Annotated in this window: 26 protein-coding genes and 1 pseudogene; 17 read left to right on the top strand and 10 right to left on the bottom strand. The window is 69.8% G+C overall.

Annotated features, from left to right (window positions below; all coding sequences use genetic code 11):
• Positions 1–17 precede the first annotated feature (17 nt).
• From DMP23_RS11460 to DMP23_RS11440, 5 genes are read left to right on the top strand one after another with little or no spacing between them, the layout of a single operon-like run.
• Entirely contained in the window at positions 18–794 is a 777-nt protein-coding gene (locus DMP23_RS11460; RefSeq protein ID WP_037812737.1) for an IclR family transcriptional regulator, read from the top strand.
• Entirely contained in the window at positions 791–1996 is a 1206-nt protein-coding gene (locus tag DMP23_RS11455; RefSeq protein WP_337821004.1) for a CaiB/BaiF CoA transferase family protein, read from the top strand. Before DMP23_RS11460 ends, DMP23_RS11455 begins: the two co-directional genes overlap by 4 nt.
• The gene (locus DMP23_RS11450) at positions 1993–2835 is read left to right on the top strand and encodes a citryl-CoA lyase (RefSeq protein WP_337821003.1); all 843 of its coding nucleotides are present in this window, start codon (positions 1993–1995) and stop codon (positions 2833–2835) included. The genes DMP23_RS11455 and DMP23_RS11450 overlap by 4 nt, the downstream gene beginning before the upstream one ends.
• Positions 2832–5375: an aconitate hydratase AcnA gene (acnA, locus tag DMP23_RS11445; protein WP_337821002.1), complete on the top strand. Its 2544-nt coding sequence runs from the start codon at positions 2832–2834 to the stop codon at positions 5373–5375. The genes DMP23_RS11450 and acnA overlap by 4 nt, the downstream gene beginning before the upstream one ends.
• A gap of 15 nt (positions 5376–5390) precedes the next feature.
• On the top strand, positions 5391–5675 hold the full coding sequence (locus DMP23_RS11440; RefSeq protein ID WP_134667729.1) for a hypothetical protein: 285 nt from the start codon (positions 5391–5393) through the stop codon (positions 5673–5675).
• A gap of 547 nt (positions 5676–6222) precedes the next feature.
• Here the strand turns inward: DMP23_RS11440 and DMP23_RS11435 are convergent.
• Both DMP23_RS11435 and DMP23_RS11430 read right to left on the bottom strand, forming a co-directional pair.
• A complete protein-coding gene (locus DMP23_RS11435) occupies positions 6223–7131 on the bottom strand; it encodes a LysR family transcriptional regulator (RefSeq protein ID WP_134667728.1) in 909 nt (302 codons plus the stop codon).
• A gap of 386 nt (positions 7132–7517) precedes the next feature.
• A complete protein-coding gene (locus DMP23_RS11430; RefSeq protein WP_134667727.1) occupies positions 7518–8282 on the bottom strand; it encodes a group II truncated hemoglobin in 765 nt (254 codons plus the stop codon).
• A gap of 74 nt (positions 8283–8356) precedes the next feature.
• Here DMP23_RS11430 and DMP23_RS11425 point away from each other — a divergent pair, with 74 nt between their 5' ends.
• A complete protein-coding gene (locus tag DMP23_RS11425; protein ID WP_134667726.1) occupies positions 8357–8689 on the top strand; it encodes a winged helix-turn-helix transcriptional regulator in 333 nt (110 codons plus the stop codon).
• Between the two features lie 3 nt (positions 8690–8692).
• On the opposite strand, the gene DMP23_RS11420 is transcribed toward DMP23_RS11425, so the two are convergent.
• Positions 8693–9049 carry a DUF488 domain-containing protein gene (locus DMP23_RS11420; RefSeq protein ID WP_037812305.1) on the bottom strand — a complete coding sequence of 119 codons (357 nt, stop codon included), beginning with the start codon at positions 9047–9049 and terminating at the stop codon, positions 8693–8695.
• 98 nt (positions 9050–9147) lie between these two features.
• Between DMP23_RS11420 and DMP23_RS11415 the strand changes: the two genes are divergently transcribed.
• Genes DMP23_RS11415 through DMP23_RS11405 form a run of 3 tightly spaced genes read left to right on the top strand, consistent with a single transcriptional unit; the run spans position 9148 to position 11330 of the window.
• Positions 9148–10014 (top strand): LysR family transcriptional regulator, encoded by an 867-nt coding sequence (locus DMP23_RS11415; protein ID WP_134667725.1) that lies wholly within the window; start codon positions 9148–9150, stop codon positions 10012–10014.
• 39 nt (positions 10015–10053) lie between these two features.
• Positions 10054–10665 (top strand): TetR/AcrR family transcriptional regulator, encoded by a 612-nt coding sequence (locus DMP23_RS11410; RefSeq protein WP_134667724.1) that lies wholly within the window; start codon positions 10054–10056, stop codon positions 10663–10665.
• A complete protein-coding gene (locus DMP23_RS11405) occupies positions 10662–11330 on the top strand; it encodes a DUF3159 domain-containing protein (RefSeq protein WP_167756723.1) in 669 nt (222 codons plus the stop codon). Before DMP23_RS11410 ends, DMP23_RS11405 begins: the two co-directional genes overlap by 4 nt.
• Here the strand turns inward: DMP23_RS11405 and DMP23_RS11400 are convergent.
• The gene (locus tag DMP23_RS11400; protein ID WP_078870432.1) at positions 11287–12126 is read right to left on the bottom strand and encodes a GH25 family lysozyme; all 840 of its coding nucleotides are present in this window, start codon (positions 12124–12126) and stop codon (positions 11287–11289) included. The genes DMP23_RS11405 and DMP23_RS11400 overlap by 44 nt on opposite strands.
• 211 nt (positions 12127–12337) lie before the next feature.
• On the opposite strand from DMP23_RS11400, the gene DMP23_RS11395 reads away from it, so the two are divergent.
• The 4 genes and pseudogenes from DMP23_RS11395 (at position 12338) to DMP23_RS11385 (ending at position 14686) form a co-directional block, all read left to right on the top strand.
• Complete coding sequence (locus DMP23_RS11395; protein ID WP_337821001.1) at positions 12338–13249, top strand: DUF5829 family protein; 912 nt, start codon at positions 12338–12340, stop codon at positions 13247–13249.
• A 58-nt stretch (positions 13250–13307) separates the two neighbouring features.
• Positions 13308–13478 (top strand): annotated as a pseudogene (locus DMP23_RS48025) (helix-turn-helix domain-containing protein); the annotation flags it as partial.
• 33 nt (positions 13479–13511) lie between these two features.
• Positions 13512–13835: a helix-turn-helix domain-containing protein gene (locus DMP23_RS11390; protein ID WP_240691576.1), complete on the top strand. Its 324-nt coding sequence runs from the start codon at positions 13512–13514 to the stop codon at positions 13833–13835.
• Positions 13832–14686, top strand: coding sequence for an IS3 family transposase (locus DMP23_RS11385; protein ID WP_337819872.1), 855 nt, complete (start codon positions 13832–13834; stop codon positions 14684–14686). Before DMP23_RS11390 ends, DMP23_RS11385 begins: the two co-directional genes overlap by 4 nt.
• A 598-nt stretch (positions 14687–15284) precedes the next feature.
• On the opposite strand, the gene DMP23_RS11380 is transcribed toward DMP23_RS11385, so the two are convergent.
• Genes DMP23_RS11380 through benA form a run of 4 tightly spaced genes read right to left on the bottom strand, consistent with a single transcriptional unit; the run spans position 15285 to position 22329 of the window.
• On the bottom strand, positions 15285–17921 hold the full coding sequence (locus DMP23_RS11380; RefSeq protein ID WP_337821000.1) for a helix-turn-helix transcriptional regulator: 2637 nt from the start codon (positions 17919–17921) through the stop codon (positions 15285–15287).
• 29 nt (positions 17922–17950) lie between these two features.
• Complete coding sequence (gene benC / locus DMP23_RS11375) at positions 17951–20440, bottom strand: benzoate 1,2-dioxygenase electron transfer component BenC (protein ID WP_134728624.1); 2490 nt, start codon at positions 20438–20440, stop codon at positions 17951–17953.
• Positions 20441–20452: 12 nt separating this feature from the next.
• Positions 20453–20962: a benzoate 1,2-dioxygenase small subunit gene (gene benB, locus DMP23_RS11370; protein WP_037812312.1), complete on the bottom strand. Its 510-nt coding sequence runs from the start codon at positions 20960–20962 to the stop codon at positions 20453–20455.
• Positions 20959–22329 (bottom strand): benzoate 1,2-dioxygenase large subunit, encoded by a 1371-nt coding sequence (gene benA / locus DMP23_RS11365; protein WP_337820999.1) that lies wholly within the window; start codon positions 22327–22329, stop codon positions 20959–20961. Before benA ends, benB begins: the two co-directional genes overlap by 4 nt.
• Before the next feature lie 229 nt (positions 22330–22558).
• Between benA and DMP23_RS11360 the strand changes: the two genes are divergently transcribed.
• The 4 genes from DMP23_RS11360 to catC are packed head-to-tail and all read left to right on the top strand — an operon-like array spanning position 22559 to position 25735.
• Positions 22559–23467 (top strand): LysR substrate-binding domain-containing protein, encoded by a 909-nt coding sequence (locus DMP23_RS11360; protein ID WP_037812316.1) that lies wholly within the window; start codon positions 22559–22561, stop codon positions 23465–23467.
• Positions 23464–24567, top strand: a complete 1104-nt coding sequence (locus DMP23_RS11355) for a mandelate racemase/muconate lactonizing enzyme family protein (protein ID WP_037812318.1) — start codon at positions 23464–23466, stop codon at positions 24565–24567. The genes DMP23_RS11360 and DMP23_RS11355 overlap by 4 nt, the downstream gene beginning before the upstream one ends.
• Before the next feature lie 31 nt (positions 24568–24598).
• Positions 24599–25441, top strand: coding sequence for a catechol 1,2-dioxygenase (catA, locus tag DMP23_RS11350; RefSeq protein ID WP_337820998.1), 843 nt, complete (start codon positions 24599–24601; stop codon positions 25439–25441).
• A 15-nt stretch (positions 25442–25456) separates the two neighbouring features.
• Positions 25457–25735 carry a muconolactone Delta-isomerase gene (catC, locus tag DMP23_RS11345; RefSeq protein ID WP_037812322.1) on the top strand — a complete coding sequence of 93 codons (279 nt, stop codon included), beginning with the start codon at positions 25457–25459 and terminating at the stop codon, positions 25733–25735.
• Between the two features lies 1 nt (position 25736).
• Here the strand turns inward: catC and DMP23_RS11340 are convergent, their stop codons facing one another.
• Together DMP23_RS11340 and DMP23_RS11335 are read right to left on the bottom strand one after the other, a co-directional pair.
• Positions 25737–26354: an ABC transporter ATP-binding protein gene (locus DMP23_RS11340; RefSeq protein ID WP_337820997.1), complete on the bottom strand. Its 618-nt coding sequence runs from the start codon at positions 26352–26354 to the stop codon at positions 25737–25739.
• A complete protein-coding gene (locus DMP23_RS11335) occupies positions 26351–26980 on the bottom strand; it encodes an ABC transporter ATP-binding protein (protein WP_337820996.1) in 630 nt (209 codons plus the stop codon). The genes DMP23_RS11340 and DMP23_RS11335 overlap by 4 nt, the downstream gene beginning before the upstream one ends.
• Positions 26981–26991: the final 11 nt, after the last annotated feature.

Genomic DNA, 26991 nt, shown 5'->3' with positions numbered 1-26991 from the left:
GGTCTATGGTGGTGGACATGGCTGAGACTGGTACCGCTTCCACGCGGGTCGACGGCGGCGTGCGCAGCATCGCGAGAGCCGTCGAGGTGTTGGAACTGTTCGACGCGGCGCATCCGATCCGGCAGCTCCGCGAGCTGGTCGCACTCACCGGCCTGCCGAAGACCACCGTCGTGCGGCTGCTCGCGACGCTCGAATCCCTCGGGCTGATCGTGGACCGTGGCGACTCCTCCTACGGACCCGGCGCGGGTCTCCTCCGGTGGGTCAAGCTCGCGGAAGCGCTGTGGGAGGTCGGTCCGGAGGCGCGCCAGATCATGGCGCGGCTCGCCGAATCCTGCGGCGAGACCGTGAACGTCTACGTCCGCCGCGGCCTCGACCGGACCGCGATCGCCCAGGCCGAGGGCACCGCGACGGTCCGCAGCGTGGTCGCCGTGGGGGTGCCGTACCCGCTGGCGAGCGGAGCCAGCGCCAAGATCCTGCTCGGCGGCGCGCCGGACGAGGTGCTGCACGAGCTGGCCGGCCGCCGGTCCGGCCTCGAACTGGAGCCGCTGCGGCGGGAGGTCGCCAGCATCCGCGAGGCGGGATACGCGGTGACGCACGGCGAACGCGAACTGGGCGCGTCGGCGGTGGCCGCCCCGATTTTCGCCAAGGACGGCCGGGTGATCGCGGCACTGTCCGCGAGCGGGCCGACCTCGCGCTTCACCGCCGATCGCGTCGGCCGCTACGTCGACGCGGTGACCGCGGCCGCCCGCGAGATCAGCGAAGCCGGGCTCGGCCCGGTGGAGGTGTTCCTGTGACCGCCGACCTGCTCGAGGGCGTACGCGTCCTCGACCTCACCAACGTGCTGGCCGGTCCGTTCGCCGGGTACCAGCTCGCGCTGATGGGCGCCGAGGTGATCAAGGTCGAACCGCCCGGCACCGGCGACCTCGCCCGCCAGCTCGGCGCCGATCCGGGGCTGTCCGGCGAAGGGCTCGGCGTCTCGTTTCTCGCCCAGAACTCCGGAAAGCGGTCCGTGACGGTCGACCTGAAGAGCGAGGGAGGCAAGGACGTCTTCGCGAAGCTGGTGGCGCGCGCCGATGTGCTGCTGGAGAACTTCCGTCCCGGAGTGCTGGAGCGTCTCGGGTTCGGCTGGGACCGGCTGCGGGAAATCAACCCGAGACTGGTCTACTGCGCCGTCTCGGGATTCGGCGCGACCGGGCCGATGCGGCGCAGGCCGGCTTACGACCAGGTCGTCCAAGGGCTTTCGGGCATCATGAGCGTGACCGGCACGCCGGAGGTCGCGCCGCTGCGAGTCGGGTTCCCGGTGTGCGACAGCTTCGGCGGGCTCGCCGCGGCGTTCGCGATCTCCTCGGCGCTGCTCCGCCAGCGCCGCACCGGCCAAGGAGCTTTCCTCGACACCTCGATGCTGGACGCCGCGCTCACCGCCATGGGCTGGGTGGTGTCGGATCATCTGATCGGCGGTCGCGAACCGGCTCCGATGGCCAACGAGAACATCACCTCCGCGCCGTCCGGCACGTTCGAGACCGGCGACGGCGCGCTCAACATCGCGGCGAACAAGCAGGAGCAGTACGAGATCCTCTGCCGGGTGCTCGGCCGCGACGAGCTGATCAGCGATCCGAGGTTCGCCGTCCGCGAGGACCGCAAGCGCAACCGGGAGGCCCTGCGAGCGGAGCTGGAGACCTCCCTCAAGGAAAAGAGCGCGGCGGAGTGGGACGAGATCCTGCTGGAGACCGGAGTACCGGCCGCGCCGGTGGTTTCCGTGCCCGAAGCACTGGCGTCGGAACAGATCGCGCACCGCGAGCTCGTCACGACAGTCGAATCGCCCGCCGCGGCCGGCGGGGCGATGCGGGTGCTCGGCGCCCCCACCCGGGTCGACGGCGCACGGGTCGCCGCCGGCTCGCGACCGCCGCGGCTGGGCGAACACACCGACGCGATCCTGCGGGAATTGGGGTTCGCGGAACCCGAGATCGCCCGGCTGAGGGAGGAGAAGGCGGTATGACCTCCGCTCGCGAAGAAGCGGTCCGGGCGACGTCGACCCGGGACGTGACCGAATGGTGGTCCACCGCGGTCTCCGACATCGAGCCCGGGAGCATCCGGCTCCGCGGCTACCCGGTGCAGGACTTGATCTCCGGCGCGGGCTTCGCGGAGACGGTCTGGCTGATGGTGCTCGGGGAGCTGCCCGACAAGGCACAGGCCGCACTGCTGGAGAAGGCCCTCGTCGCCGCGGTGGACCACGGCCCGCAGGCCCCGTCGATCGCCGCGGCGCGGATGGCGGCCACGTGCGGCGTCGGCCTGCACGGCGCGATGTCCACGGGCGTCGGCCTGCTCGGCGACGTGCACGGCGGCGCAGGACAGCAGTGCATGGAACTCCTCGGCCAGCTCCGCGCGGAGTCCGAAAAGGACGGTCTCGAGACCGCGGTCGCCAAGACGCTGACGGACTTCCGCTCCCGCCGGCAGCACATACCCGGCTTCGGGCACCGGTTCCACCCGCGCGACCCGCGCCGCGACCCCCTGCTGGAGGCAGTGGCCGACCAAGCCGCGGCCGGAGTGGTCGAGGGGCGATTCCTCGCCGTCGCCAGGGAACTCGAACGGCAGCTGGCGGCCGGACGGGCCAAACCGGTCCCGATGAACATCGACGGGGCGACCGCCGTCGTCTACGCGGAACTCGGGTTCCCGCCGGAACTGGGCCGCGGGCTGTTCATCCTGTCCCGCTCGGTGGGGATCCTGTCCCACGCCTGGGAGGAACGCCAGTCCGGACGCCGGATCAAGGGGCCGATCCCGCCGCCGCTGCTGCCCGCCTACACCGGGGCCTCCGAACGTCCGGTGCCGCAGCCGTGACCCTCGATTCGTTCCGCGCGCTGCGGCCGCTGCCCGGCGGCACCCGGTTCTTCAGCCTGCCCGCCGCCGAAGCGAACGGCGCAGGCCCGCTCGCACGCTTGCCCTACTCCACCCGCGTCCTGGCGGAAAACGTGCTGCGGCACGAGAACGGCCGCACGGTGACGGCCGAGCACGTGCGCGCGCTGGCCCGCCGGGACACCGCCGCGGCGATCCCGTTCCACCCGGAACGGGTGCTGCTGCAGGACGCTTCCGGCATTCCTGTCCTCGCCGACCTGGTCGCGCTCGCCGAGCGGGCCGCCGGACTCGGGCTCGACCCGGCGTCGGTCGCCCCGCGCAAACGGATGGACCTCGTCGTCGACCACGCGCTGGAGCTCGACACCGCGGGCTCTCCCCGGGCCGCCGCGACGAACCTCGACCGCGAGTACGCCCGCCACGCCGGCCGGTACCGGTTCCTCCGCTGGGCCCAGACCCGGTTTCCCGGCCTGCGGGTGGTCCCGCCCGGCATCGGGATCTGCCACCAGCTGAACCTCGAGGTGCTCGCCGACGTCGTCACGCCCGGCCCGCTCGCCGGGTTCGATTCCGTCGTCGGCACCGACAGCCACACCACGATGATCAACGGGCTGTCCGTGGCGGGCTGGGGAGCCGGCGGCATCGAGGCGACTGCCGCCGCTCTCGGCGAGCCTCTTTACCTGCGGGTGCCCGAGGTCGTCGGGGTCCGGTTGACCGGAACGGTCCGGCCGGGCGTGCTGGCGACCGACGTGGCGCTGACGCTCGCCGCGCTGCTGCGGACGCACGGGGTCGTGCAGCGGATCGTGGAGTTCCACGGACCCGGCCTCGCCGGTCTGGCCGTGCCCGACCGCGCGACCATCGCGAACATGGCACCCGAGTACGGCGCGACGATGGCTTATTTTCCCGCCGACACCCGCACGCTCGACTACCTTTCCGCGACTGGCCGCCCCGCCGGACCGGTGCGCGACTACCTTGCCGCGCAAGGGATGCTCTACGGAGCCGAGCCGGACTACGACGACGTGATCGAGCTGGACCTCGCCACGGTGGACCGGACGCTGGCCGGGCCGTCCCGCCCGCACCAGCCGCTCCGGCCCGCCGACCTGTACGACCCCGCGGCGGCCCGGCCCGGCTCTGGCGATCTGCCCGACGGAGCCGTGGTGATCGCCGCGATCACCAGCTGCACCATCACGTCCAACCCGCGGGCGATGGCTGCCGCTGGGTTGCTGGCTCGCAACGCCGTCGCCCGCGGCCTCGCAGTCGCCCCGTGGACGAAGACCTCGCTGACCCCCGGTTCGCAGGCCACCGCGGACCTGCTCGCCACTGCCGGCCTGCAACCGGCACTGGACGAACTGGGCTTCCAAGTCGCCGGATTCGGCTGCGGCACCTGCATGGGCAACTCCGGCCCGCTCCGTCCGGACGTCGCGCGGCAGATCGAGGCCCGCGATCTCGCCGTTTCCGCCGTGCTGTCGGGCAACCGGAACTTCCCCGGCCGGATCCACCCCGACGTGCGCAACGCCTATCTCGCCTCGCCTCCCCTGGTCGTCGCGTTCGCGCTCGCCGGGCGCACCACGATCGACCTGGACCGCGAACCGCTCGGCACCGCCCGCGACGGGAATCCCGTGCTGCTGGCGGACCTCTGGCCCGCCGAAGCGGACATCGACGCGGCCGCCGCGCTGGCGTCTCCCGGCGCGTTCTCGCCCATGACGACGGATCGCTGGCAGCGCCTGCCTCATCCGGACGAGGAAAACTACCAGTGGGAAGACGAAACGGGGACGATCCGGCGGCCGCCGTTCGCCGACGCCGAGATCGCCAGGCCGGTCCGGGAGGGGGACATCCGAGGCGCGCGGCCGTTGCTCGTGCTCGGCGACGGCATCACGACCGACCACATCTCCCCGGTCTCGCGCATCCTGCCCGATTCGGCGGCGGGCCAGTGGCTCGCCGAACGCGGGGTGGCGCGCGAGGACCTCGGCACCTACAGCTCCCGGCGGCTCAACCACGAGGTGATGCTGCGCGGCGGTTTCGCCAACCCGCGGCTGCGCAACGAACTCGCCGGGGAGCGGCCCGGAGGCTGGACCCGCCTCCTCCCCGACGGCGACCTCGTACCGGTGCACGTCGCGGCCGCCGCCTACGCCGAGCGCGGCACTCCCGCGGTCGTCGTCGCCGGCCATTCCTACGGCGCCGGGTCGGCCCGCGACTGGGCCGCGAAGGTCACCCGGCTGCTCGGCGTGCAGGCGGTCCTCGCCCGGAGTTTCGAGCGCATCCATCGCACGAATCTCGTCGCGTTGGGCGTGCTGCCCGTCGAATGCCCTGAGCTGGGCGCGTTCGACGGCAGCGAGGAGTTCGACGTCCTCGGCCTGGAACACGGACCGCTCGTCAACGCCCCGCTCACCGTCGTCGTCCGCCGCGGCGGGCGGGCGGTGTCCGAACACCCCGCCGTCGCCCGCGTCGACACCGGTGCCGAGGACGAATGGATGCGCGCGGGCGGTCTGCTCGCCCGGCTGCTCAAGACCGCGCAACTCTCCCACCGTTGATTCGAAAGGTTTGTCATGCAGTTCATGGTTCTCAGCCGCCGCCGCACCGAGACGTTCGAGGAGGCCGACTTCGCCGAGGTCATCCCCGCCGAGACGGACCGGGTGCGCCGCCTCTACCTCGACGGGGTCGTCCGCCAGATCTGGCTGCGCGACGACCTCCCCGGCGCCTGCTTCGTCGTCGAAGCGCCGGACGAATCCACGGCCAGGTCCACAGTGGACGCTTTGCCGATGGCCAAGTCCGGGCTGTCGGAGTTCACAGTGATCCCGCTTCAGCCCTACCGAGGGTTCGGACCACGGTAAGACCGGTTCCGAACGCGCGGACCGGCCCGTCAGACTCAGCCCCACGGCAAACGGGTAGCCGCGACGTCGGGTTTCGAGGCGCTCATTCCTGCCGCTCCCGACTCCCCGAAGGACACGGAGCCAGGCGCGCAGCCGACAACGCCGCAGCCCGGGCCACCGGGACGCGCGGCAGCTCGCTGTTCGGAACGGCGTCTCTCGGCCCGGCGACTGTTCCGGGTCGAGAGAGCGCCGTCGCCTCCATCCGCGAAAGCCTCCGAGCGGGAACCGACCCGCTCCGAAATACGGCAGGAACGCATACGGCACACGTGTTTTCGGCTGAACTCCGCGCTGGGCGATCCGCCAAGACTCTTCTCTTCGCTCCCGGGTTCGCGGCTGTCGCGCCGGGAGAAACCTTGTTTTCGACACCTCACCAGCATGTCGAACACCTGTTCGATACCGCATCGCTCGGCCAGGTAAAGCTCGGTCACCCACTCGTTACGGCACACCTCACCGCACGGAGTCATAGCGCGCGCATCGCGCCAAAACCAGCCACTCGCGAACCCCTCGCCTAGCACCCCCGGCCGATCGACCCGGCCTCCTCCTCCAGCGCCCGCACCATCGCCACCGCAGCGGGCTCCGGCCGCTCCCCCGTCACCGCCCACAACGTGCGCCGCAACCCGCCGCACTCGTCGCGTACGGGGATCCATCGGACGTCGGCAGGCAGTGAATCCGCCGCGAACCCGGGCACCAGCGAAATTCCCAGCCCCGCCGCGACCAGGCCCAGCCGGGTCGGCCACGTGCGCACCGCGAACGCGATCGACGGCCCGGCGATGCCCGGCCACGTCCCGAATTCCGGCGAACCGCCCGCGCCGACGATCCACTGCTGTTCGGCCAGTTCGTCCGGCTCGACCCAGCTTCGCCCGGCGAACGGATGCGATTCCGCTACCGCCACTCCGTACCCGATTCCGCTACGCAATTCGCTGCGGCGCAAGCCTTCGAAATCGTATTCCGGAAAACCGTCGCCGGTGACGACCACCGCGACGTCGAGCCGGCCGCGGCGCAGCGACTGGAGTTGCGCGGACGTCGCGGATTCGGCGAGCTGCACCTCCACGCCCGGATGCGCCCGCAGCAGCCGGGAAACCGCGCGCGGCAGCAAAACCGCCGACGCGGCGGGAAATCCGCCGACCGAGATCCGCCCGGCCAGCCGGTCGCGCAGTCCGGCGAGCTCTTTTCCGGCCGCGCTCACGCTTTCCAGCACCCGACCGGCGTGCCGGATCAGCACTTCGCCTGCTGTCGTAGGACGGATTCCACGTGCGTGCCGTTCGAACAACGCGGTTCCAGTAGCACGTTCACTCGCCGCGATCTGCCGCGACACCGCGGATTGCGTGTAGCCGAGCCGATGCGCGGCAGCACTGAACGACCCGGTGCGGGCAACCTCGACCACGACCCGGAGGCCGGTGAGCGTCAGATCAGCCATTCCGCCAACCATATCCGAAACGAACGGCCCCGGACGTCCACAGTAGACGCCAGCGCGGCCCCCTCCCTTGGCCCGCGACGCGAAACACCGGCTCGAACCGGGATTTTCGCGCCCCGAAGGACACCGAGCGTGCCCCAACTACCCCGCCGCGGGTGCCGCCGAACGCCCGAATCGCGGTTGCGGCGAACAGCCGAATTCGCCTGGGCTTCCGGAGCGGGCGAAACATTCGCGCGGAACAGGACGATGTCATTGCCGGGAGCGCCGAAGGGAATCGCCAGCGTGACCGTCGGCCGACGGTCTACTGTGGAATGCCCGCAGTTTACTGGACCCGTGATGTCGTTTCTGGTTGTGCGGCACTTCTCATCGCCGCAAGAGATAACGCGGATTCAGCTCCCGCTCCACGGAGGAGCCGACCCCCAGCCCCACCGAGGCACCGGCTGGTCGCCCACCGGCCCGGCGTCCGGGGCGGAGAACACCACCGCGAGCCTGCTGCCCCACTCCAAATATCCCGCGAGCGCGGCGCGGAACTCCGGGTCATTAGGCAACCCGACCTCGTCCGCAGTAGCCAGCAGCAGCGAAACCCACCGGCGCCGCTGCGGTTCGGTGATCGCGCGGCCAGTGTGCCTGGAAATCATGTGCGCGTGTCCGCCGTGTCGCTCGGTGTACGCGGGCGGTCCGCCGAATACCTCGCCCAGCCAAACCGCCACGTGGGCGGGGTGCGACGGGCTCATCCCCGCGAACACCTCGGCCAGCAGGTCGTCCTCGGGCACTTTCGCGTAGAACGCCTCGGTCAGCCTGGCTAGCGCGGGCGCTCCGCCTGCCCACTCATAGAGCGTCGGCACCGCACCGCCCGGGCCGGTCACTTCGGTGCGTTCGTAATGCCGCATCTCTTCGATCTGCTCGACGTAGGGCCGGATCTCGGCGAAGAACGCGGCGAAATGAGGGCCGCCGCGGAAGCCCTTGAGGTGGGCTTCGGCGGAGGTCCAGACTATGCGGAGGACATAGCTTCCCGGTTCGTCGACGGCGTGCGAGAGTTCGTACTCGTGACACTGTTCCGCGGCGGCGAGCGACTTGGCCGCGCGTCGGTAGGCGGCTTCGAAGTCTGCGTGCCCGCCGTCCGGGATGCGGTACCGGATGTACTCGATGATCACCGGATCACCCAAGCACGCGCCCGGCCGCCCGCCTAGTACGCACTTTCCGGTGCGTACTAGGCGATGATGGAGGGATGAAAGCGCGCTACTCCTGTGCGGTCGAGCTGGCCGTCGACGTCATGGGCGGGAAGTGGAAGCCGGTGATCCTGGCGCGGCTCAAGGAAGGCCCGCACCGCTACGGCCAGCTGCGCCGGGCCATTCCGTCGATCACCGAGAAGGTGCTCACCGAACAGCTGCGGGAGCTGGCCGCGGCCGGGCTGGTGGACCGGACCGAGGTGGGCGGCCGGGTGCCGACGGTCGAGTACCGGCTGACCCCCGAAGGCGACGAACTGCGCCCGGCGCTGACCGCGTTGTACGAATGGGGCAGCCGGTATGCCGAGCGCAACGGCATCCAGGTCGGCGGCTGAACGCTAGCTGAGCAGGTCGGCCAGGACCGCCGCTTCGCTGATGTCGCTGCGTTTCGTCGCGGTCAACAGGGTCAGCGGGCCCTTTTTCGCCAGTGCGCGCAACTGGTCCAAGGCTTCCGCGCGTTCCGGTTCTTCCAGTTCCGAGCGGTAGCGTTCGGCGAATTCGTCGTAGCGGTCCGGGTCGTGGGAGTACCACTTGCGCAGGTCCGTCGACGGGGAGATCTGCTTGAGCCAGTCGTCCAGATGCGCGCGGTCCTTGCTCAGCCCGCGCGGCCACAGCCGGTCGACCAGGACCCGCGCGCCGTCGCTGGATTCCGGGGCGTCGTAGACCCGGCGTACCTGGACTTGGCGTTTGCTCATCGGGGCAGCGGCTCCTTCCGGTGTCAGCGGTTCCCGTCGCCACCCAGCGTCCGCCGGCAGCCGCCGCGGCGCAAACGAAGGGGGTATAACCCCAGGGTATGGAACTGCGTCAGCTGCGGTATTTCGTGGCCGTGTTCACCGAGGGGTCGATCAGCCGGGCGGCCGGGTTGCTGCTGATGTCGCAGCCCGCGCTGACCAGGCAGATCCGGGTCCTCGAACGCGAACTCGGGACGCCGTTGTTCGACCGGGTGCCGACGGGCGTGCAGGCGACGGTCGCCGGCCGGGCCTTGCACGAGCACGCGCGGCAACTGCTGCGGCTCGCGGACGCGACACGGGAGGTCACGCGGTCCGCGGCTCCGGTCAAGGAGCAGGTCGAGATCGCGTTGCCGCCGGGGATTCCGCAGGACTGGGTGCTCGCGGCGCTCGCGGAAATCCGCCGTCAAGTGCCGGATGCCGCACTGTCGTTTTTGGACGCCAGCAGCACCGAGCAGCTGCGAATGCTCAGCGAGGGGCGGATCGACATCGGGCTGATCCACCAGAACCCGCCGTCGACGCTGCATGGGCGGTTGTTGTTCGAACATCCCTTCGGCGTCGCGATCCGGCCTGGTCACAAGCTTTTCGGACGCGAGCACTGCCGGTTGCGGGATCTCGACGATGTCCGGGTGCTGGCGCATTCGCGGGCGCAGGTCCCGGCCGGGCACGACCAGATGCTCGCCGCGGCGCACGGGCTCGGAGTGTCGCCGAACTGGCGGCTCGCGCGGTTCAACGAGAACGCGCTGGCCTGCGCGGAGGCGGTCGAGGCGGACGCGGTGCTGCTCAGCCGCCCCAGTGCGAACCGGATGCTGCCCGAGTGGGCCTGGAGCGAACTGGTCGAGCCGGGCGTCCCGCTGACGACGTGGGCGGCGTGCCAGCCGCAGACCCGGCGGATCGTCGGCGCGGTCATGGAGGTGCTGGCGAATTTTTAGTGTTGCACTGTTACGCAACGCCGTTTTACTATCGAGGATGTGAGCCCGAGACAGCGTGATGCCGCACTTCGCGAAAGCCTTCTGGCGACGGCCGCCCAGGTGCTGGCCGAGGAAGGCGGTCCAGCCTTGTCGACTCGGCGGCTGGCCCGCGAACTGGGCGTGTCGACGACGGCGGTCTACACCTACTTCGGCAGCGTCGAACAGTTGCGCCGGGAGGTGCGACTGGAGGGCTTTCGCCGTCTCGAAGAAACGATGGACTCGCCCGCCGAGGACCCGGTGACCGCCCTCGCCGCGGCGGTGGCGGCATTTTTCCGGTTCGGGATGGCCGAACCGCATCTGTACCGGGCGATGTTCGTCGACCGTCCGCTGGACGACGACCGTGCGGGCGAGGCCTGTTTCTTGCTGCTGCGGAAGCTTCTCGACCAGGCGGTGGGGTCCGGCCGGTTTCCCGGCGTGCCCGCGGAGCAGACGGAAATGTGCGCGGCTCAGGTGTGGAGCACGCAGCACGGGCTGGCGACGATGGTGCTCAGCGGCGCGTTGCCGGAGGCCGCGGGGCGGGCGGCGCTAGCGGATCTGCTGGTACGGCTGGCGATCGGGTACGGCGACGCGCCCGACCAGGCGGCACGGTCAGTGGCGGGAGCACTGCAGTGAAGCGGCGTTTCCTTGGCAGCAAAGGAAACCCAGCACCGAGACCGCGGATCGACACGCCGTCCGGGATCGTGCTGTCCGCAATCCCCTCGGCGGTCCTCGCGCCGCTCAACGCCGTCGCCGGCACCGGAATCGCGGTCGGCGCCGCGGCTGCCCTCGCCGCCGTGCTCGCAGCGGTCCGGATCCGGCGCGGAGATCCGAAGGGACCGGCGTTCGGCGGGCTGGTCGGCGTCGGCATCGCCGGGTTCATCGCCTGGCAGACCGGATCCGGCGGCGGGCTTTTCCTGCCCGACCTCGTCTGGTACCTGCTGGCCGCGCTGGTGCTGGCCGGGTCGATCGTCGTGCGGCGGCCGCTCGTCGGTATCGGCTGGGCGGCGATCGGCCGCGCCGGGACCGAACGCGCCGCGCGCCGCCGGTTCACGGTCGCGACCGCGATCCTCGCCGCGGGGTTTCTCGTCCGGGCGGCGGTGACCGGCCTGCTCAGCCTCGACCCGGCGAACGCCTGGCTGGTCGCGGCCAAAGTCGCGACCGGACTGCCGGGCACGCTGGCCGGGCTGGCCGTCCTCGCCTGGGCACGGCCCCGTCCGGGAGCCCGGCCGGACCGGACTCCCGAACGGGCCAGGCTCAGCCGGTGGCCAGAACCTTCAGCCGGTCGATGCCCGCACTGAAGTAGTCCTGGTCGAGCGGCGTCGAGGTGTACTGCCAGAAGGTGTAGAAGCCCCAGTTGTACGGCAGCGCGCCCGGCGACGACGAGTACGCCGCCACCCACAGCGGGTTGGTCGAGCTGAAGTCGCCCTTGTTGCCGGTGCACTGGGTCCACCAGCTGGTGGCCGTGTAGATCACCGGCCAGCGCGACGTCTTCGCGTGGTACTCGTCGCTGAACGCCTTGATCCACGACACCATCGCGGACTGGCTCAGCCCGTAGCAGGCGGAGTTGGGTCCCCATTCGATGTCGAGCGTGCCCGGCAGGGTCTTGCCGTCCTTCGACCAGCCGCCGCCGTGCGCGACGAAGTAGTCGGCCTGCGCCGCGCCGCCCGAGAGGTCGGGGCGGCCGTAGTGGTACGCACCGCGGATCATGCCGACGTTGTACGAACCGTTGTACTGCTGGGTGAAGTCCGGGTTCTGGTAGCCGGTGCCCTCGGTCGCCTTCACGTAGGCGAACCGTTTGCCCTGGTTCCAATAGGACTGCCAGTCGACCGCCCCTTGGTAGCTGCTCACGTCGATGCCCGACGTGGTCGCCTCGACCGACGCCGGCGCGACCCCCGTGCCGCCTCCTTCGTGCGCCCGGATGGAGGCGCCCATCTGGTGGTTGTCCGGAGTTTCGGCCGAGGTGCCCGAGGCCGCGGCAGGTGCGGCCCCAGCGTCCGGCGCGGTCGCCACGAGCAGGGCGGCAGCCGCGGCGAGCACCGCACCGGTCAGGCGGCGGCGCGCCCTCCCGGCGGGTCCCCAGTGGTGAGTGGTCATGACAGGTCCTTTCGGATGCCCTCGCGACGCGCCACCCGATCAGGTGGCACGAGGACCTGATTCTGTTACTAAATGTGATGCACTGTCACTGCTCCAAGTGAACTAATTTCCACTTGACCGGACAACGAGAAAGACATTCTCAGTAGGCCGTTGCGGTCGAGTTCCGCGAAAACGCCGCCGTCCGGCCGCCGCCGCCTTACTCTCCTCGGCCATGTCGAAACCTCGAAGAACCCGGACGATCCTCCAGCTCCTGGTCGTGCTCCTGACCCTGGCCGCTACCGGCACCGCACACGCGAGCGAGCAGACCTTGCTGCACTTCAACCACGGCTACGGCGTCCTCGACCGCGAGACCGCCGACGCCATCGAGCATTCGGCCTATCTCAAGGACTTCGCGAACTTCCAGGTCCGCACCACCACGGGCGCGGGCGGCGAAAAATGGACCGGCCGCTACCTGATGGGCCGGGAAACCTACGTGGAACTCTTCGGTGTCGGCGACGTCCCCGGCAAGGACGGCGACCTCGGTTCGGCGGGCCTGGGAGTCTCGGTCGAACACACCGGACAACTGTCCACAGTGGTCCAGCGCCTCCACGATGCGGGGATCACAAACCCGCTGGAATTCCTGCAAACCCGCGACTTCGGCGACGGCAAGCCGGTCCCGTGGTTCAACGGAGTCTTCACCACCGACCAGTACGACACCTTCGGCGCGTGGGGCATGGAATACCGCGAGGAGTACTTCGCGGACCCGCGCAGCAACACCGGCCCCGCGCAATACCCCGGCGACATCAGCCGCAATCGGTACCTGCCGGACGACTACCGCAACCACCAGATGCGCGACGTCACCGGCATCCGCCTGGGCATCACGGCACGCGACCTGGGCAACACCCTGCCCCTGCTGCGCGCCGGAGGAATGACCGTACGTCAGTTCCCCACCGGCGCCGTCGCCTTCGACGGCATGACCACCATCCGCTTCGACACGGTAACCGCCGACCAAGTCGGTTTGCGCCAGCTCGACCTGGCCCTGAACGGCCCCGCTGGCACGCGGCACGTTGAGCAGCTGGGGCACTCGACTCTCACTGTTGGCCCAGGTGCGCACGCCCGCTGGACCTTCGCCATCCGCAGCTGACCCGTACGTGAGGGGACCCCTGAGGGAACCAGATTCCTTCTGAACTGCGCCCCGGAAGTTGGACTGGGAATCCAGTTCCAGCTGTCCGGGGAGTGGTTCGTTGCATCCACACAGTTCGTTGTCTGAGTGGCAGCGGGCGTCCGCTGTTGCGTTGTTCGAGGACGGGTATGGCGCGAAGGCCGTGGCGTCCCGGTTGGGGGTGTCGGCGGGTGCCGTGCGACGCTTGCGTGATCGTTGGAGGCTGCGGAGCGCGGGAGCGCTGATGAACAAGCCAGGCAGGCGGTCGTTCGCGTTCGAGTTCAAGCTGGAGGTCGTGCGCCGGTATGTCGGCGGCGAGGCGACCGCGGCCGAGCTGGCGCGCGAGCACGGGCTGTCCTCGCCCAAACTCGTGGAGAACTGGGCGCGGGCGTATCGGCGCGAGGGCGAGGACGCGTTGCGGCCCAAGCCGAAAGGCCGTCCGCCCGGTGTCGCGGACTCGCCGGGTCCCGGCGAGCTGGAGCGGTTGCGGGCGGAGAACCTGCGGCTGTCGGCGGAGAACGCCTACCTAAAAAAATTGCGGGCCTTGAGGGAGCAGGGGCGAGGGTGAAAACCCAGGCCGTCGCCGCCCTCAAGGCCGACTATCCGCTGCCGGTGCTGCTGGCGGTCGCGGGCCTGGCCCGGTCGACGTTCTTCTACCACCAGGCCCGGCCCGACCGGCCCGACCCGCACGCCGGGCTCAAGGCCGCGATCGCCGAGGCGTTCGAGGCCGCCCGCGGCCGCTACGGGCACCGGCGCGTCCACGCGGTCCTGGTCCGCGCCGGCTGGCGGGTGGCGAAGAAAACCGTGCGCACGCTGATGAACGCCCTCGGCCTGGTCTGCCAGGTCCGGCGGCCGCGCCGGCGCCGGACCTGGCCCGGGCAGCCCGGCACGGCCGCCGAGAACCTGCTCAACCGCGAGTTCGGCGCCGACGCCCCGGACACCAAATGGGTCACCGACGTGACCGAGTTCCGCATCGGCGACCGCAAGCTCTACCTCTCGCCCGTGATCGACCTGTTCGACCGGTCCGTGGTCGCCTACGCCTGCGGGCCGTCCCCGACGCTGGAGCTGACGAACTCCTCGCTGCGCGCCGCGATCGCGACCCTGCCCGCCGGAGCCCGCCCGCTGGTGCACTCCGACCAAGGCTTCCAATACCAGCACGCCTCCTGGCGCACCCTGCTCGCCGACGCCGGCCTGACCCAGTCGATGTCCCGGCGAGCCACCTGCCTGGACAACGCCGTCGCCGAGAACTTCTTCGGCCACCTCAAAGAAGAACTCTTCCACCACACCAAGTTCGACACCGTCGACACGTTCATCACGGCACTGCACGACTACATCGACTGGTACAACACCACCCGCATCTCCACCACGCTCCAAGGCCTGAGCCCGGCCGAATACCGAGCCCAGACCCCCGCCGCCTAACCTCTACATAACCAGTCCAACTTCCGGGGCCCAGTTCACTCAGGGTGCCCCTCACGACCGCTACCGAGTTGTGAGGGGACCCTTCACGGACCGCCCCGCCCCGTCGCCGGGTGCGCCCCAATGCGGCATTGGGTGCATCCCACGCAACGAACGCCACATTGGGTGCATCTGACGCACCCAATGCCACATCGGGGTCTTCACCGGAGCGCGGTGTGCGGTGGGTTCGCGGTAACGGTGTTTGTCAGGGCGCGGCGGAGAACCGGCCGACGAGCCGCCGGGCGGTTCCCCTCGCAGAAGTCAGCGGGAGAGGAGAAGCCACGCAGTCCGGCCGTTGCTGCGCATCGGCCGGACCGAAGCCCATGCACCCCAGCGACTGAGAAGGTCTCGTTGGGGGCGCTAGCGCACACCGGAACCGATGCACCCATCGAGGGCACCCAGCCCTCCCCCGCACCCCGATACGAAGCTCCCCTGCGGTTCGGGGGTGCTTGTCAAGGCATCTTTCCCGCCTTGACAAGCACCCCCGAACCGTCAGCACAATCAAACTTCGGGGTGCCCCACGCAACCACTCAAAGCGATGTCGCCGCCAGGCGACGAGCAGTCACCCCTCCTCCTCCCCAGACCGCAACACAGCCAACTCAGTACGCCCCCGAATCCCCAGCTTCGCGTAAATCCGCGTCAAGTGATATTGCACAGTCTTCACCGACAAAAACAACTCCGCAGCCACCTCCCGATTGGACTGCCCCCGAGCCACCATCCGCGCCACCGCTTCCTCCTGCGGCGTCAACGAATCCACTCCTCCCCGCGGCAAATGCACCCCACCGGCCCGCAACTCTCGCTCACACCGAGCCACATACGTAACCGCCCCCAAAGAAGCGAACCCGTCCCGAGCAGCAACCAGTTGCGTATCCGCCCGAGCCCGCCGACCCAACCGCCGCAACGTCTGTCCGTAAGCGAACGCGATCCGAGCCTGGTCATACCGCAACGGCAACCCCGAAATCATCTCCACCGCAGCATCAAACGCCGCCACCGCCCCGACATGATCATTCCGCGCCCCCAGCAACCGCCCCCGCGCAGCAGCAAGCCGAGCCCGAGCCGAAGCATGCTCCCGCTTCCCGGCAGCCCGCTCATGCGGAGCCAAAAAGGCATTCGCCTCGTCAGACCGTCCACTAAGGACCAAGGCATGCGCGTACAGATCATGCCAAGGCCAATGCCCCGGCTCATCCACCGAAGTCGGCAACGACAACCGAGTCAACGGATGCAATGCCCGCAAAACCCCAGCAGAATCCGCCGCTGCCTCCGCGACCTGCGCCCGGGCCAGCAAAGCAGGAACCCGCATGATCTCGTAATCCTGCGGCCCGGAAGCACAAGCCAGCAACGCCTCCTCCGCCCGCGCCTGATCCCCGCGCAACGCGTGCACCGCGGCGGAGGTCCAATGCAGCAAAGGCGCGGTAAGCACAATTCCCGTCCGGTCCACCAGCACGAGTGCTTCCCGAACCACCCGCAGAGCGTCGTCCCATTCTCCGCTCAGGAACAACGTCCGCGCCAGCCAAGCCTGCGCCCACAAGGAAATCCGCGCCGAACCGCCCAAATAACTAGTGGGCACAGCACTTTCCAGATCCACCCGGGCGTCGTCGATCCGATCGGTGAGCAGGTTCAGCCATCCCCGCGCCATCACGATCCGCTGCGCCTGCGCACCATGCCGGATCCGCTCAGCCAATTGTGCGTAATCCCGCCGAGCCTGCTTGGCCCGCCCCGAAGCAGCGAGCCCGAGACCTCGGATCGCCGCCGCCTCCACTGCGGCCGGGGTCTCCGGCACGGCCAGTTCAAGAGCGCGATCCGCCCACCGCACGAGGTCCTCTGCCGAGTACCGGCAAAGCGCGTCAAGCACGTACCGCTGACATATCAACGCGGCCGTCTCCGGGTCCCGCGAAGCGTTGACGATATCCCACGCCCGGCTCAGCCGTCCGCCAGCTTCAGCGGCTCGACCCCGCACCACCGCCAGATAACCCAGCACCGCGTCCCGCAACGGCGTCTCGCGCACGCTCTCGACTTCCGGAGCCAGCGCAGCCGCCCGGAACACATCGCCAGCACCGATCAGCGCATCGACGGCCCGGGTGATCCGGGCCTGGCGCAGCTCAGCATCCTCGGTAAGCCGCCCAGCGTCGTTGAGCAGCACCGCAGCCGTCCCCCACGCCCCGGCCGCAGCCCGCTCGACCGCCAGCGCGTCGAGCCGATCCGCGACGCTCGCGTCCGGCACCGGGCTGGCCGCGACCAGCAACCGCAAGCTCCGCGCCGGATCCTCGACCAGTTCCGCCGCCCGCCGCTGCAGCTTCGACCGCCGTTCCGGACCCAGTCCGGCGAGCACCGCCGCGCGAACCATCGGATCCGGCGGCCCCACCTCGGCGAGCCCGCGCGGCGCGAGTTCGACCAGCCGCGCCGCGCACGCCTCGTCCAGCACCGGCAACGGATCGCCGTCGAGATCGGCCAGCGACGCCACCGACCGCACCGCCGCACCAGTGCCGAGTACCGCGGCGGCCGCGACAAACCGTTCCGCCGCAGGGGAAAGCCGCGAGACCCGTTCGCGGACCGAAGCGGCGACCGCGGCCGGTGCGGGCAGATTCGGATCGAACCCCGCCCACGTCGTACGCGGAACTTCGGTCAGCAGCTGCACGACATTGCGCGGCCAGCCAAGAGTGTGACGGCACAATCGTTCAGCCATCGTCGGGTGCAAGGCGATGCCGCGCGCCGAGGCCAATTCGGACACTTCCGCAGCGTCAAGTGGCGGAATGCGCACCTCGTCGCCGGACATCCGGGCAAGCAGCTCCAGAACGTCCGCACGTGCGCGAGAATCGCCGGTCGCGACAGTGAGCAGCACCGTCGCCCGCGTCGCCGGATGGTGTCGCAGCAACGACGACAGCGTCCGCACGGAGTCCACATCGGCCAGTTGCGCATCGTCGATCACCAGCAACGTCCCAGGCACCAGCTCCGCCGCAATCCGGCTGGCAAGCGGCAGCGGCCCGCCGTCGGTCGACAGGCCCGGGAACAGCTGCCGCAGCACGGCGAACGCGCTGTCGCTCTCCCATTCGGCCGCGGTCCCCTGGAGCACCGGGCCGGGGAACGCGTCGGCGGCCCGCCGCGCCAGCGTGGTGCGCCCGGACCCGGCCGGACCGCACAGCAGCACCGCGCGTCCGGCCCGGGACAGCAGGCCGGCCAGCTCCTCCGCCGCGGTCGTCACGGTCCTCCCCGCTTCGCCGAATGCCTCCGTCAGCCGGGATCGCCCCCGGCCACGGGCAGGACGGTGCCGGTGACGTACGAGGCCTCGTCCGAGGCCAGGAACGCGATCGCCGCGGCCTGCTCGTCCAGGGTGCCGTACCGCTTGAGCAATGACGACCCGACAGTCTGGTCGATGTGCGCCTGGAACCACTCCCGTTCCTGGTCAGTGGCCGGATCGGGGCCGCCGCGCGGGATCCGCCGCGGCGGGGCCTCGGTGCCGCCCGGCGCGGTCGCGACCACACGGATGCCCGCGTCGGCGTACTCGAACGCCAGCGACGCCGTCAGCGCGTTGATCCCGCCCTTCGCCGCCGAATACGGGATCCGGTGGATGCCCCGGGTGGCCGCCGACGACACGTTCACGATCACCCCGCCGCCCCGCTGCGCCATCGACGGCAGCGCGGCCCGGCAGGAGAACAGCGTGGTCAGCAAGGACCGGCGCAGTTCGGCCTCGATCTCGTCCGGGCCGAACTCGGTGAACGGCTTGAACCGCAGCGCGCCGCCGACGTTGTTCACCAGCACGTCGATCCGGCCGAACCGAGCCAGCGCGGCTTCCACGACCGCCTGCGCGCCGGCCCAGGTCTCCAGGTCGGCGACCACCGCGGCGGCTTCGGGAAGCTCGTCAGCAAGGCCGCTGACCAGGCCGGACCGGTCGGCGAGCACCAGCGCGCCGCCCTCCGCGGCGATCCGCCGGGCGGTCGCCTCGCCGATCCCCTGCGCGGCCCCGGTGACCACCACGACCTTGCCCGCGAACCGCCCCGGCGACAGGAATTTCGGTCCCGCCGCCGCGCCGCCCATCGCCCGCCGGGTGGTGACCTTCGACCGTTCCGCGTGCTCGGCGACCAGCCGTCGCGCGGTCGCCCGGTCCCCGGATTCGAACGCGGCGACCAGGTCCAGGTGGTCTTGCGTGCATCGCGGATGGCACCAGGTCGCGTTGCGCAGCGTCTCGGCCATGTGCCCCTTCACGCCGAGCGCCTGATATGCCTGCAGCAGGTGCTCGTTGCCGGTGAGCGTGAACAGGTAGTCGTGGAACGCCGCGTTGGTTTCGGTGTAGGCGGCAGCGTCCAGGAACCGGTCGCCGTCCACATAGGGCACGGTCGACTCGGCGAGCAGCCGGTACCCGGCGAGCTGGCCCGAGGTCAGCCGTCCGATGGTCAGTTCGAGCGCACCCAGCTCGAGGGCTTGCCTGGCCTCGAAAACGGCGTCCGATTCGTGCACCGAGGGGTGCTCCTCGCCGATTTCGTACTCGCCCGGCGTTTCGTCGGCCGCGGGCAGCATTTCCTGGCCCGCGATCGTGCGCGCGACCCGCGCTTCTTCCGCAGCGGACAACACCGCTCCGGCCCGCAGCGGGGCCAATTCGACCTCCGGGAACAGCTCCTGCCCGGCCAGTGCGCGGCCCGCGACGAACTCCAGCTCCGGTTCAGGTTCCGGCAGTGCCGTGGCAACCGGCTCGACTGGGATCTCAGGCGCTCGAACTGGTGCCGCCAGCGCGAACTTCTCGTAGTAGAACCCGGTCGGCTCGAACCCGGCGGACGCGAAATGCCCGCGCACCGCCTCCACCATCGGCGGCGGGCCGCACAAGTACACCGCGACATCCCCGCCGTGCAGGTGTTCGTCCCGGATCAGCGTGGTCACGTAACCCTTGTTCGGCGCGGCGCTCCCCGGATCCGACACGCAGTAGTCCCAGGTCAGGCCCGGAACCTCGGCGGCGAGCTTGTCCAGCGTCGCCGTCTCGACCAGGTCGTCGTCGGTGCTGACGCCGTACACGAGATGCGCCGGCCGAGCCACGCCGGAATCGCGCATAGTACGCACAATGGACAGAATCGGCGCGAGCCCGGTGCCTCCGGCCAGCAGCAGCACCGGCCGGTCCGTCTCGCGCAGGAAGAAACTCCCGTGCGGGCCGGTGAAGGTCAATTCGTCGCCGGATTTCGCCCGCCCGGTCAGGTAATCCGACATGACGCCGCCCGGCGTGAGCTTCACCAGAAAGGTCAGCCGCTTGTCGTCCGGCGCGTTGCTGAACGAATACGACCGCGTCACCTCGGTCCCCGGGACAGTGATGTTCACGTACTGGCCCGGCAGAAACGCGAGCCGGTCCCGATCGCTGATCTCGACGGTCAGCGACATCGTCGTCGGCGAAAGCCGTTCCAGCGCGACGAGAGTTCCGTGATGCTCGGCGGCCTGCGTCTTCGCGACCGCCGACGTGCTCGCGATCTGCAGCACCAGATCGGACTTCGGCTTCATGCTGCACGGCAGGACATAGCCGCGCTCCGCCTCGTCCGCGCTCAACGCGTCTTCGAGATAAGACCCGCCCTCGTACTCCCCCGATTCGCAGAACGCCTTGCAGGTTCCGCACGCGCCGTCGCGGCAGTCGAGCGGAATGTTGATGCGCTGCCGGTACGACGCGTCCGCGACCGTCTGGTCCGCCGCACAGGTGACGAAGCGCGTGACGCCGTCCTCAAAGGACAGAGCGATCCGGTGGTTCATGACCGCCTCCGCTCAGAAGTGGTACACGTCGACGACGTGGTGGATGTAATCGTTCTTGAGCACCACGGTCTTCCGCCGGATCAGCGGGGACGGCCCGGAGAAATCGACGGTGTAGAACGAAGTCCCGTAATAGGGGTCGACCGTGTTGTAGCGGAAATACATCGTGTGCCAGTTGAACCGCACGTCCACCAGATCGCCGTGCCGCTCGATCAGTTCGACATTGGTGATGTTGTGGCTCGTCCGCGGTTCCGGAAGGGACGTCGCGCTCGAGCGTTCGGTGCGGATCCGGAACACCCGGTCCTCGAGCCCGCCCTTGTTCGGGTAGTAGATCAGCGAAATGTCGCGCTGCGGGTCCTCGGTGAGCAGATCGTCGTCGCCCCAGGACGGCATCCAGTACACGACGTCGTCGGCGTAGCAGTCCAGCCACTTCTCGAACTCGCGGTCGTCCAGGTACCGCGCCTCGCGGTAGAGGAACTGTTCGACATCGTGCTGGGTGATGGTCTTCTCGGCGGCGGCGGTCATCGGGCTTCTCCTCGAACGGCCTGCTCGCGGGCGATCGCCGCGCGCATGGTTTCCTGCCAATACCCGTGCTGCACCGGATAAAGGCCCTCGTCCTCGTTCTTCTGACCGGCCGACACCACCCCGTCCAGCCCCAGCGACGACGCGACCTCGTCCGGTCCGGTGAGCCAGTGCTGCGCGCCGCGGCTCATGTCGTTCCAGGGCGCGGCCGTCGCGCGGAAGGTGAGCTGGCAGGACCGGAATTCCTCCAGGTCGTCCGGCGTCGCCATGCCCGAGGCGTTGAAGAAGTCCTCGTACTGCCGGATCCGCCACGCCCGCGATTCGGCGCTCTCGCCCTTCGGCGCGATGCAGTAAATGGTGACCTCGGTCTTGTCCGGCGCGATCGGGCGGAAATGCCGGATCTGCGTGGAGAACTGGTCCATCAGGTACACGTTGGGGTACACGCAGAGGTTCCGGGACCCGCGCACCATGAACTCGCCCTTGGCGTCGCCGTAGCGCTCCTTCAGCTCCGCCATCCGCGGCCACAGCGGCCGGTCCTGCGGGTTGCCCGCCCAGGTCCACAGGCACAGGTGCCCGTGCGGGAACGACCAGTACCCGCCGCCGGACTTGCCCCACGACCCGGCGTCGAGGGTCTTGGTGTCGTTCGCCGATTCGCCGGTGTTGCGCCGGGCCGTGGTGGCGGCGTAATTCCAGTGCGTCGCGGTGACGTGGTAGCCGTCCGCGCCGTTCTCCGCCTGGACCTTCCAGTTGCCGTCGTAGGTATACGTGGAGGCCCCGCGCAGTACTTCAAGCCCCTCCGGCGACTGGTCCACGAGCATGTCGATCACCTTCGTGGCGTCGCCGAGATGCTCGGTCAGCGGCAGCACGTCCGGGTTGAGGCTGCCGAACAGGAACCCGCGGTAGGACTCGAAGCGGGCGACCTTCGTCAGGTCGTGCGAGCCGCCGGTGTCGAACGACTCCGGGTAGCCCGCGCCGTCCGGGTCCTTGACCTTGAGCAGCTTGCCGTCGTTGCGGAAGGTCCAGCCGTGGAACGGGCAGGTCAGCGTCGGCCGGTTGTCGCGTTTGCGCCGGCAGATCATCGCGCCGCGGTGCGCGCAGGCGTTGATCAGGCAGTGCAGGTCGCCTGCCTTGTCGCGGGTGACGACGACGGGCTGGCGGCCGATCGTGGTGGTGAAGTAGTCGCCGGGGTTCGGCAGCTGGCTCTCGTGCGCGAGGTAGATCCAGTTGCCCTCGAAGATGTGCTTCATCTCGAGTTCGAAGATCTCCTCGTCGGTGAAGATCCGGCGGTTCGCGCGGTACACGCCCGCCTCCGGGTCCTCCACCACCGCGTCCGCGACTACGGAAGCAGCGTGGTCCAGCGTCTCGGTCATGACTCCTCCAACGGGCCTCTGATCTGCACTGATCGGCTCCCCAGCAGGGCGTTTCCCGCACTGTGCCAGCCCGTGGCCGCCGCCACACCAGGGCAAGACCCAGTCCTGACCTAGGGTGTAATTATTCGATGTCGTTTATCAATCGCACGTAAATCGCTCCTTGTCTTCACTCAATGCCGGAACTTACGGTGAGCGGGACCACGCGAGGAGCCGGTGAGGAGGCAGCCCGATGGAACTGCGCCACCTGCGGTACTTCGCCGCCGTCGCCGAGACCTGCCACTTCGGCCGCGCCGCCGAACGCCTGCACCTCGCCCAGCCCGCGCTGTCGCACGCGATCCGGCAGTTGGAGGACGAGCTCGGCGTCGCCCTGCTCAGCCGCACGACGCGGCAGGTGCAGGTCACCCCGGCGGGCCGGTTCTTCCTGGCCGAGGCCCAGCGGATCCTGGACGCCGTCGAGGCGGGTGCGCGCGGAGCCCGGCGCATCGCCGACGGCCGCCGCGGCCTCGCCCGGATCGGCTTCACCGGCACCGCCGCGCTGTCGCACCTGCCGCAGGTCGCCCGCGCGCTGCAGCACCGGCTGCCCGAGGTCGAACTCGAGGTGCACGCCGACCTGCTCACCGGCGAGCAGTGCGAACAGCTGCGCGACGGCACGCTCGACATCGGCGTGCTGCGTCCGCCGGTCACCGGCGGAGACCTCGACCTGCGCATCGTCGAGACCGAGCCGCTCGTGCTCGCCGTCCCGGCCGACCACCGGCTCGCGGTGGAACCGGTCGTGGCGATGAGCGATCTGCGCGCCGAAGCTTTCGTCACCTATCCGGCCAGCTACTCCGTCGTGAACGAAGCGGTCCTGCGCAGTTGCCGCGACGCCGGATTCACCCCGCAACGCGAGCACGAAGCGGCTGGCACCGCGGTGCTGCTCGCACTCGTCGCCGGCGGTCTCGGCGTCGGCGTCGTCCCCGCGTCCGCGCGGGCGCTGCCGCTGGCCGGGGTCGTGTTCCGCGACCTCGCCGGGGCGGCCACCGTCCAGCTCGCGCTCGCCTGGCACCGCGACCGGGCCTCGGCACTGGTCCCGGCCGTGCTCGACGCGCTCGGCGAGCTGTTCCCCGTCGAAGTGCCCGTGTCAGGGAGGACACGATGAAGATCACCCGGGTGGAGGCGATCCCGTTCGCCATCCCCTACCGCAAACCGCTGCGTTTCGCTTCCGGCGAGGTGCACACGGCCGAGCACGTGCTGGTCCGCGTGCACACCGACGACGGCGTGGTCGGCGTTGCCGAGGCACCGCCCCGGCCGTTCACCTACGGCGAGACGCAGGCCGGGATCGTGGCCGTCATCGAGACCGTGTTCGCCCCGCAGGTGGTGGGCCTGAGCCTGCTCGAACGCGAGACCGTGCACGCCCGGCTCGGGCGCACGGTCGGCAACCCGGCTGCGAAGTCCGCTGTGGACATGGCGATCTGGGACGCGCTCGGGCAAAGCCTCGACGTCTCGGTCACCGAACTGCTCGGCGGCTACACCGACCGCATGAAGGTGTCGCACATGCTCGGCTTCGACGAGCCTGCCGCGATGGTCGCCGAGGCGGAACGGATTCGCGACAGCTACGGCATCACGACGTTCAAGGTGAAGGTCGGCCGCCGTCCGGTTTCCCTCGACACCGCGGTCGTTCGCGCGTTGCGGGAGCGCTTCGGCGCCGAGGTCGACCTGTACGTGGACGGCAACCGGGGCTGGACGGCCGCGGAATCCGCCCGCGCGATGCGGGAAATGGCCGACCTCGACCTGCTGTACGCCGAGGAACTGTGCCCCGCCGACGACGTGCTCGGCCGCCGCTGGCTCGTGTCGCAATTGGACGTTCCGTTCATCGCCGACGAATCCGCGGTGACCCCGGCCGACGTGACCCGCGAGATCCTCGGCGGGTCGGCCACCGCGATCAGCATCAAGACCGCCCGCACCGGCTTCACGCGTTCGCAGCGCACGCACCACCTCGCGGAGGGCCTCGGGCTGGAAGTCGTGATGGGCAACCAGATCGACGGCCAGATCGGTTCACTGTGCACTGTCGCGTTCGGATCGGCGTACGAGCTGACGTCGCGCCGTCCCGGCGAACTGTCCAACTTCCTCGACATGACCGACGACCTGCTCGCCGAACCGCTGTGCATCGCGGACGGCGAACTGGTCATCCGCCCCGGCGCCGGCCTCGGCGCCGCACTCGACCCCGGCAAGCTCCGGCACTACCGGCAAGACCGCTGAGCCGGAAACCCCGATGGATCAAGGAGGATTCATGACTGCCACGCATTCCCCCACCGCCGCCGCGTCCGGAGCCAACGCCACCGAACGGTTCAAGAGCGACAAACTCGCCGGCGTCGCGGGCACCCCGAAGGAACGGGTCAGCCTGCTCGCCCGCGAGGTGCTGGAGGCCGTGCACGCGACCATCCGCAAGCACAAGGTGACCTACGAGGAGTACAACGCGCTCAAGTCGTGGCTGATCAGCGTCGGCGAGGACGGCGAATGGCCGCTGTTCCTCGACGTCTGGGTCGAGCACGTCGTCGAGGACGTCGCCACCGAGCACCGCAAGGGCAACAAGGGCACCATCGAAGGCCCCTACTACGTGCCGGACGCCCCCGAGCAGGGCGCGCGCGGTTCGGTTCCCTCGCGGGAAAACGAGCCGGGCACGCCGCTCACCTGGACCGGACAGGTCACCTCGACCACCGGCGCGGCATTGGGCGGCGCGAAGGTCGAGCTGTGGCACGCGGACGCGGACGGGCTGTACTCGCAGTTCGCGCCGGACATCCCGGAGTGGAACCTGCGCGGCACCTTCACCGCCGACGACGAGGGCCGCTTCGAAATCCACACCGTGCGGCCCGCGCCGTACCAGATCCCGACCGACGGCGCCTGCGGCAAACTGATCGCGGCGGCGGGCTGGCACGCGTGGCGTCCGGCGCACCTGCACGTCAAGGTGTCCGCGCCGGGCCACGAACTGCTCACCGCGCAGCTGTACTTCCCGGGCGACGAGCACAACGACGACGACATCGCCTCCGCGGTGAAGCCGGAACTGCTGCTCGACCCGAAGCCCGCGGACAACGGCGAGACGATCGAGTACAACTTCGTCCTCGACCCGGCCTGATTCGATCGGAGAACCATGCTCTACCACGTGCGGATGGACGTCCGCATTCCCCCGGACCTGGACCCGGCGGTCCGCGACGCCCTCATCGCGCGCGAGAAGGAGTACAGCCAGCAGCTGCAGCGCAGCGGGAAATGGCCGCACATCTGGCGGATCGCCGGCGAGTACGCGAACTACTCGGTGCTGGACGTCGCCGACCACGACGAGCTGCACCAGATCCTGTCGAACCTGCCGCTGTTCCCGTACATGGACATCCAGGTGACCGCGCTCGCGCGGCATCCGTCCAAAGTGGACTGACTCACTCGCCGACCGTCACCACCCGGTCCGCGTGCCCGGCCAGCAGCGGATCGTGGGACGCCACCACAACCGCCGTCCCGCGATCCGCTGCCCGGCGCAAAGCCGTCAGCACCATCTCGGCGTGCGCACGGTCCTGATGCGACGTCGGCTCGTCCGCCAGCAGCACCAGCGGACCCGCCGCCAAAGCCCGCGCCACCGCGCCCCGTTGCTGTTCCCCGCGCGAAACCTCGCCCGGCAGCCGATCCGCCAGCTTCGCGAGGTCCAGGGTTTCCAGCAGTTTCGACTGATCCGGCGGCTCCACCGCGGTCCGCGCGGCGAAGGCGAGGTTGTCCGCGACCGTCAACTCCTCGAACAGCGCGATCGACTGCGGCACGAAAGCCAGCGCGTGCCAGGGCTGTTCCGAAACCGGCACGTCCGGCATCGGCGGATGCGCGGTGACGGTTCCGCTGTCCGGCTTGTCCCAGCCGCCCACGATCATCAGCAGCGTGCTTTTCCCCGAGCCCGACGGGCCGGTCAGCGCGACCAGTTCGCCCGCCGCCAGCTCCAGGCTCGTGTGCCGCAGCACCGGCATCCCGCCGTGCGAACGGCTTACGTCGGACACGCTGAGCAGCGCATTCACCGGACTCTCCCGTCCACCAGCTCCACCACGTCATCCGCCGCCTCGGCCAGCACCGGATCGTGGGTCGCGACCACCACGGTCTGTCCCGACTCCGCCAGCGCACGAAACGCCTCCGCCACCAACCCGGCCGACGAACGGTCCAACTGCGCAGTCGGCTCGTCCGCCAGCACCGCATCCGGGTCACCGACCGCGGCGAAAGCCAGCGCGGTCCGTTGCTGCTCACCACCGGAAAGCTGACGCGGGCGGTGGCCTCGGCGGTGGTCCAGACCCAGCCGCTCCAGCAAGGCCAGGGAAAGGTCGGTACCGCGCATTTTCGCGGCCAGCTCCAGATGTTCTTGCACGGTCAGGTAATCCAGCAGATTGTCGACGGGATTCTGGAAGACGTAACCGATCCGCCGTCGCCGCACGGCCCGGCGAGCTCGCGCGGACAACGCGGTGACGTCCGTGCCGCCGACCTCGACCCGGCCTTCGTCCGGTCGCTCCAGGCACGCCAAGAGACGCAGCAGGGTCGATTTGCCGGAGCCGGACGGGCCGACCAGCGCGGTGATCCGGCCTTGTGCGGCGGCGATCGACACCTCGTGCAGAGCGGTCAGCGAGCGACCGGCGGTGCGATAGCTATGCGTCAATCCGGTACCCC

The organism is Amycolatopsis sp. A1MSW2902 (assembly GCF_017312175.1).
Taxonomy (GTDB): Bacteria; Actinomycetota; Actinomycetes; order Mycobacteriales; family Pseudonocardiaceae; genus Amycolatopsis; species Amycolatopsis nivea.
The sequence above is the reverse complement of the archived record's forward strand: the minus strand, read 5'-3'. Positions and strand labels throughout refer to the sequence as shown.

Coding starts and splice junctions, on each gene's coding strand:
- DMP23_RS11460 (WP_037812737.1), top strand. CDS start 18: ATGGCTGAGACTGGTACCGCTTCCACGCGGGTCGACGGCGGCGTGCGC.
- DMP23_RS11450 (WP_337821003.1), top strand. CDS start 1,993: ATGACCTCCGCTCGCGAAGAAGCGGTCCGGGCGACGTCGACCCGGGAC.
- DMP23_RS11440 (WP_134667729.1), top strand. CDS start 5,391: ATGCAGTTCATGGTTCTCAGCCGCCGCCGCACCGAGACGTTCGAGGAG.
- DMP23_RS11435 (WP_134667728.1), bottom strand. CDS start 7,131: ATGGCTGATCTGACGCTCACCGGCCTCCGGGTCGTGGTCGAGGTTGCC.
- DMP23_RS11425 (WP_134667726.1), top strand. CDS start 8,357: ATGAAAGCGCGCTACTCCTGTGCGGTCGAGCTGGCCGTCGACGTCATG.
- DMP23_RS11420 (WP_037812305.1), bottom strand. CDS start 9,049: ATGAGCAAACGCCAAGTCCAGGTACGCCGGGTCTACGACGCCCCGGAA.
- DMP23_RS11415 (WP_134667725.1), top strand. CDS start 9,148: ATGGAACTGCGTCAGCTGCGGTATTTCGTGGCCGTGTTCACCGAGGGG.
- DMP23_RS11400 (WP_078870432.1), bottom strand. CDS start 12,126: ATGACCACTCACCACTGGGGACCCGCCGGGAGGGCGCGCCGCCGCCTG.
- DMP23_RS11395 (WP_337821001.1), top strand. CDS start 12,338: ATGTCGAAACCTCGAAGAACCCGGACGATCCTCCAGCTCCTGGTCGTG.
- DMP23_RS11390 (WP_240691576.1), top strand. CDS start 13,512: ATGAACAAGCCAGGCAGGCGGTCGTTCGCGTTCGAGTTCAAGCTGGAG.
- benC (WP_134728624.1), bottom strand. CDS start 20,440: ATGAACCACCGGATCGCTCTGTCCTTTGAGGACGGCGTCACGCGCTTC.
- benB (WP_037812312.1), bottom strand. CDS start 20,962: ATGACCGCCGCCGCCGAGAAGACCATCACCCAGCACGATGTCGAACAG.
- benA (WP_337820999.1), bottom strand. CDS start 22,329: ATGACCGAGACGCTGGACCACGCTGCTTCCGTAGTCGCGGACGCGGTG.
- DMP23_RS11360 (WP_037812316.1), top strand. CDS start 22,559: ATGGAACTGCGCCACCTGCGGTACTTCGCCGCCGTCGCCGAGACCTGC.
- DMP23_RS11355 (WP_037812318.1), top strand. CDS start 23,464: ATGAAGATCACCCGGGTGGAGGCGATCCCGTTCGCCATCCCCTACCGC.
- catA (WP_337820998.1), top strand. CDS start 24,599: ATGACTGCCACGCATTCCCCCACCGCCGCCGCGTCCGGAGCCAACGCC.
- catC (WP_037812322.1), top strand. CDS start 25,457: ATGCTCTACCACGTGCGGATGGACGTCCGCATTCCCCCGGACCTGGAC.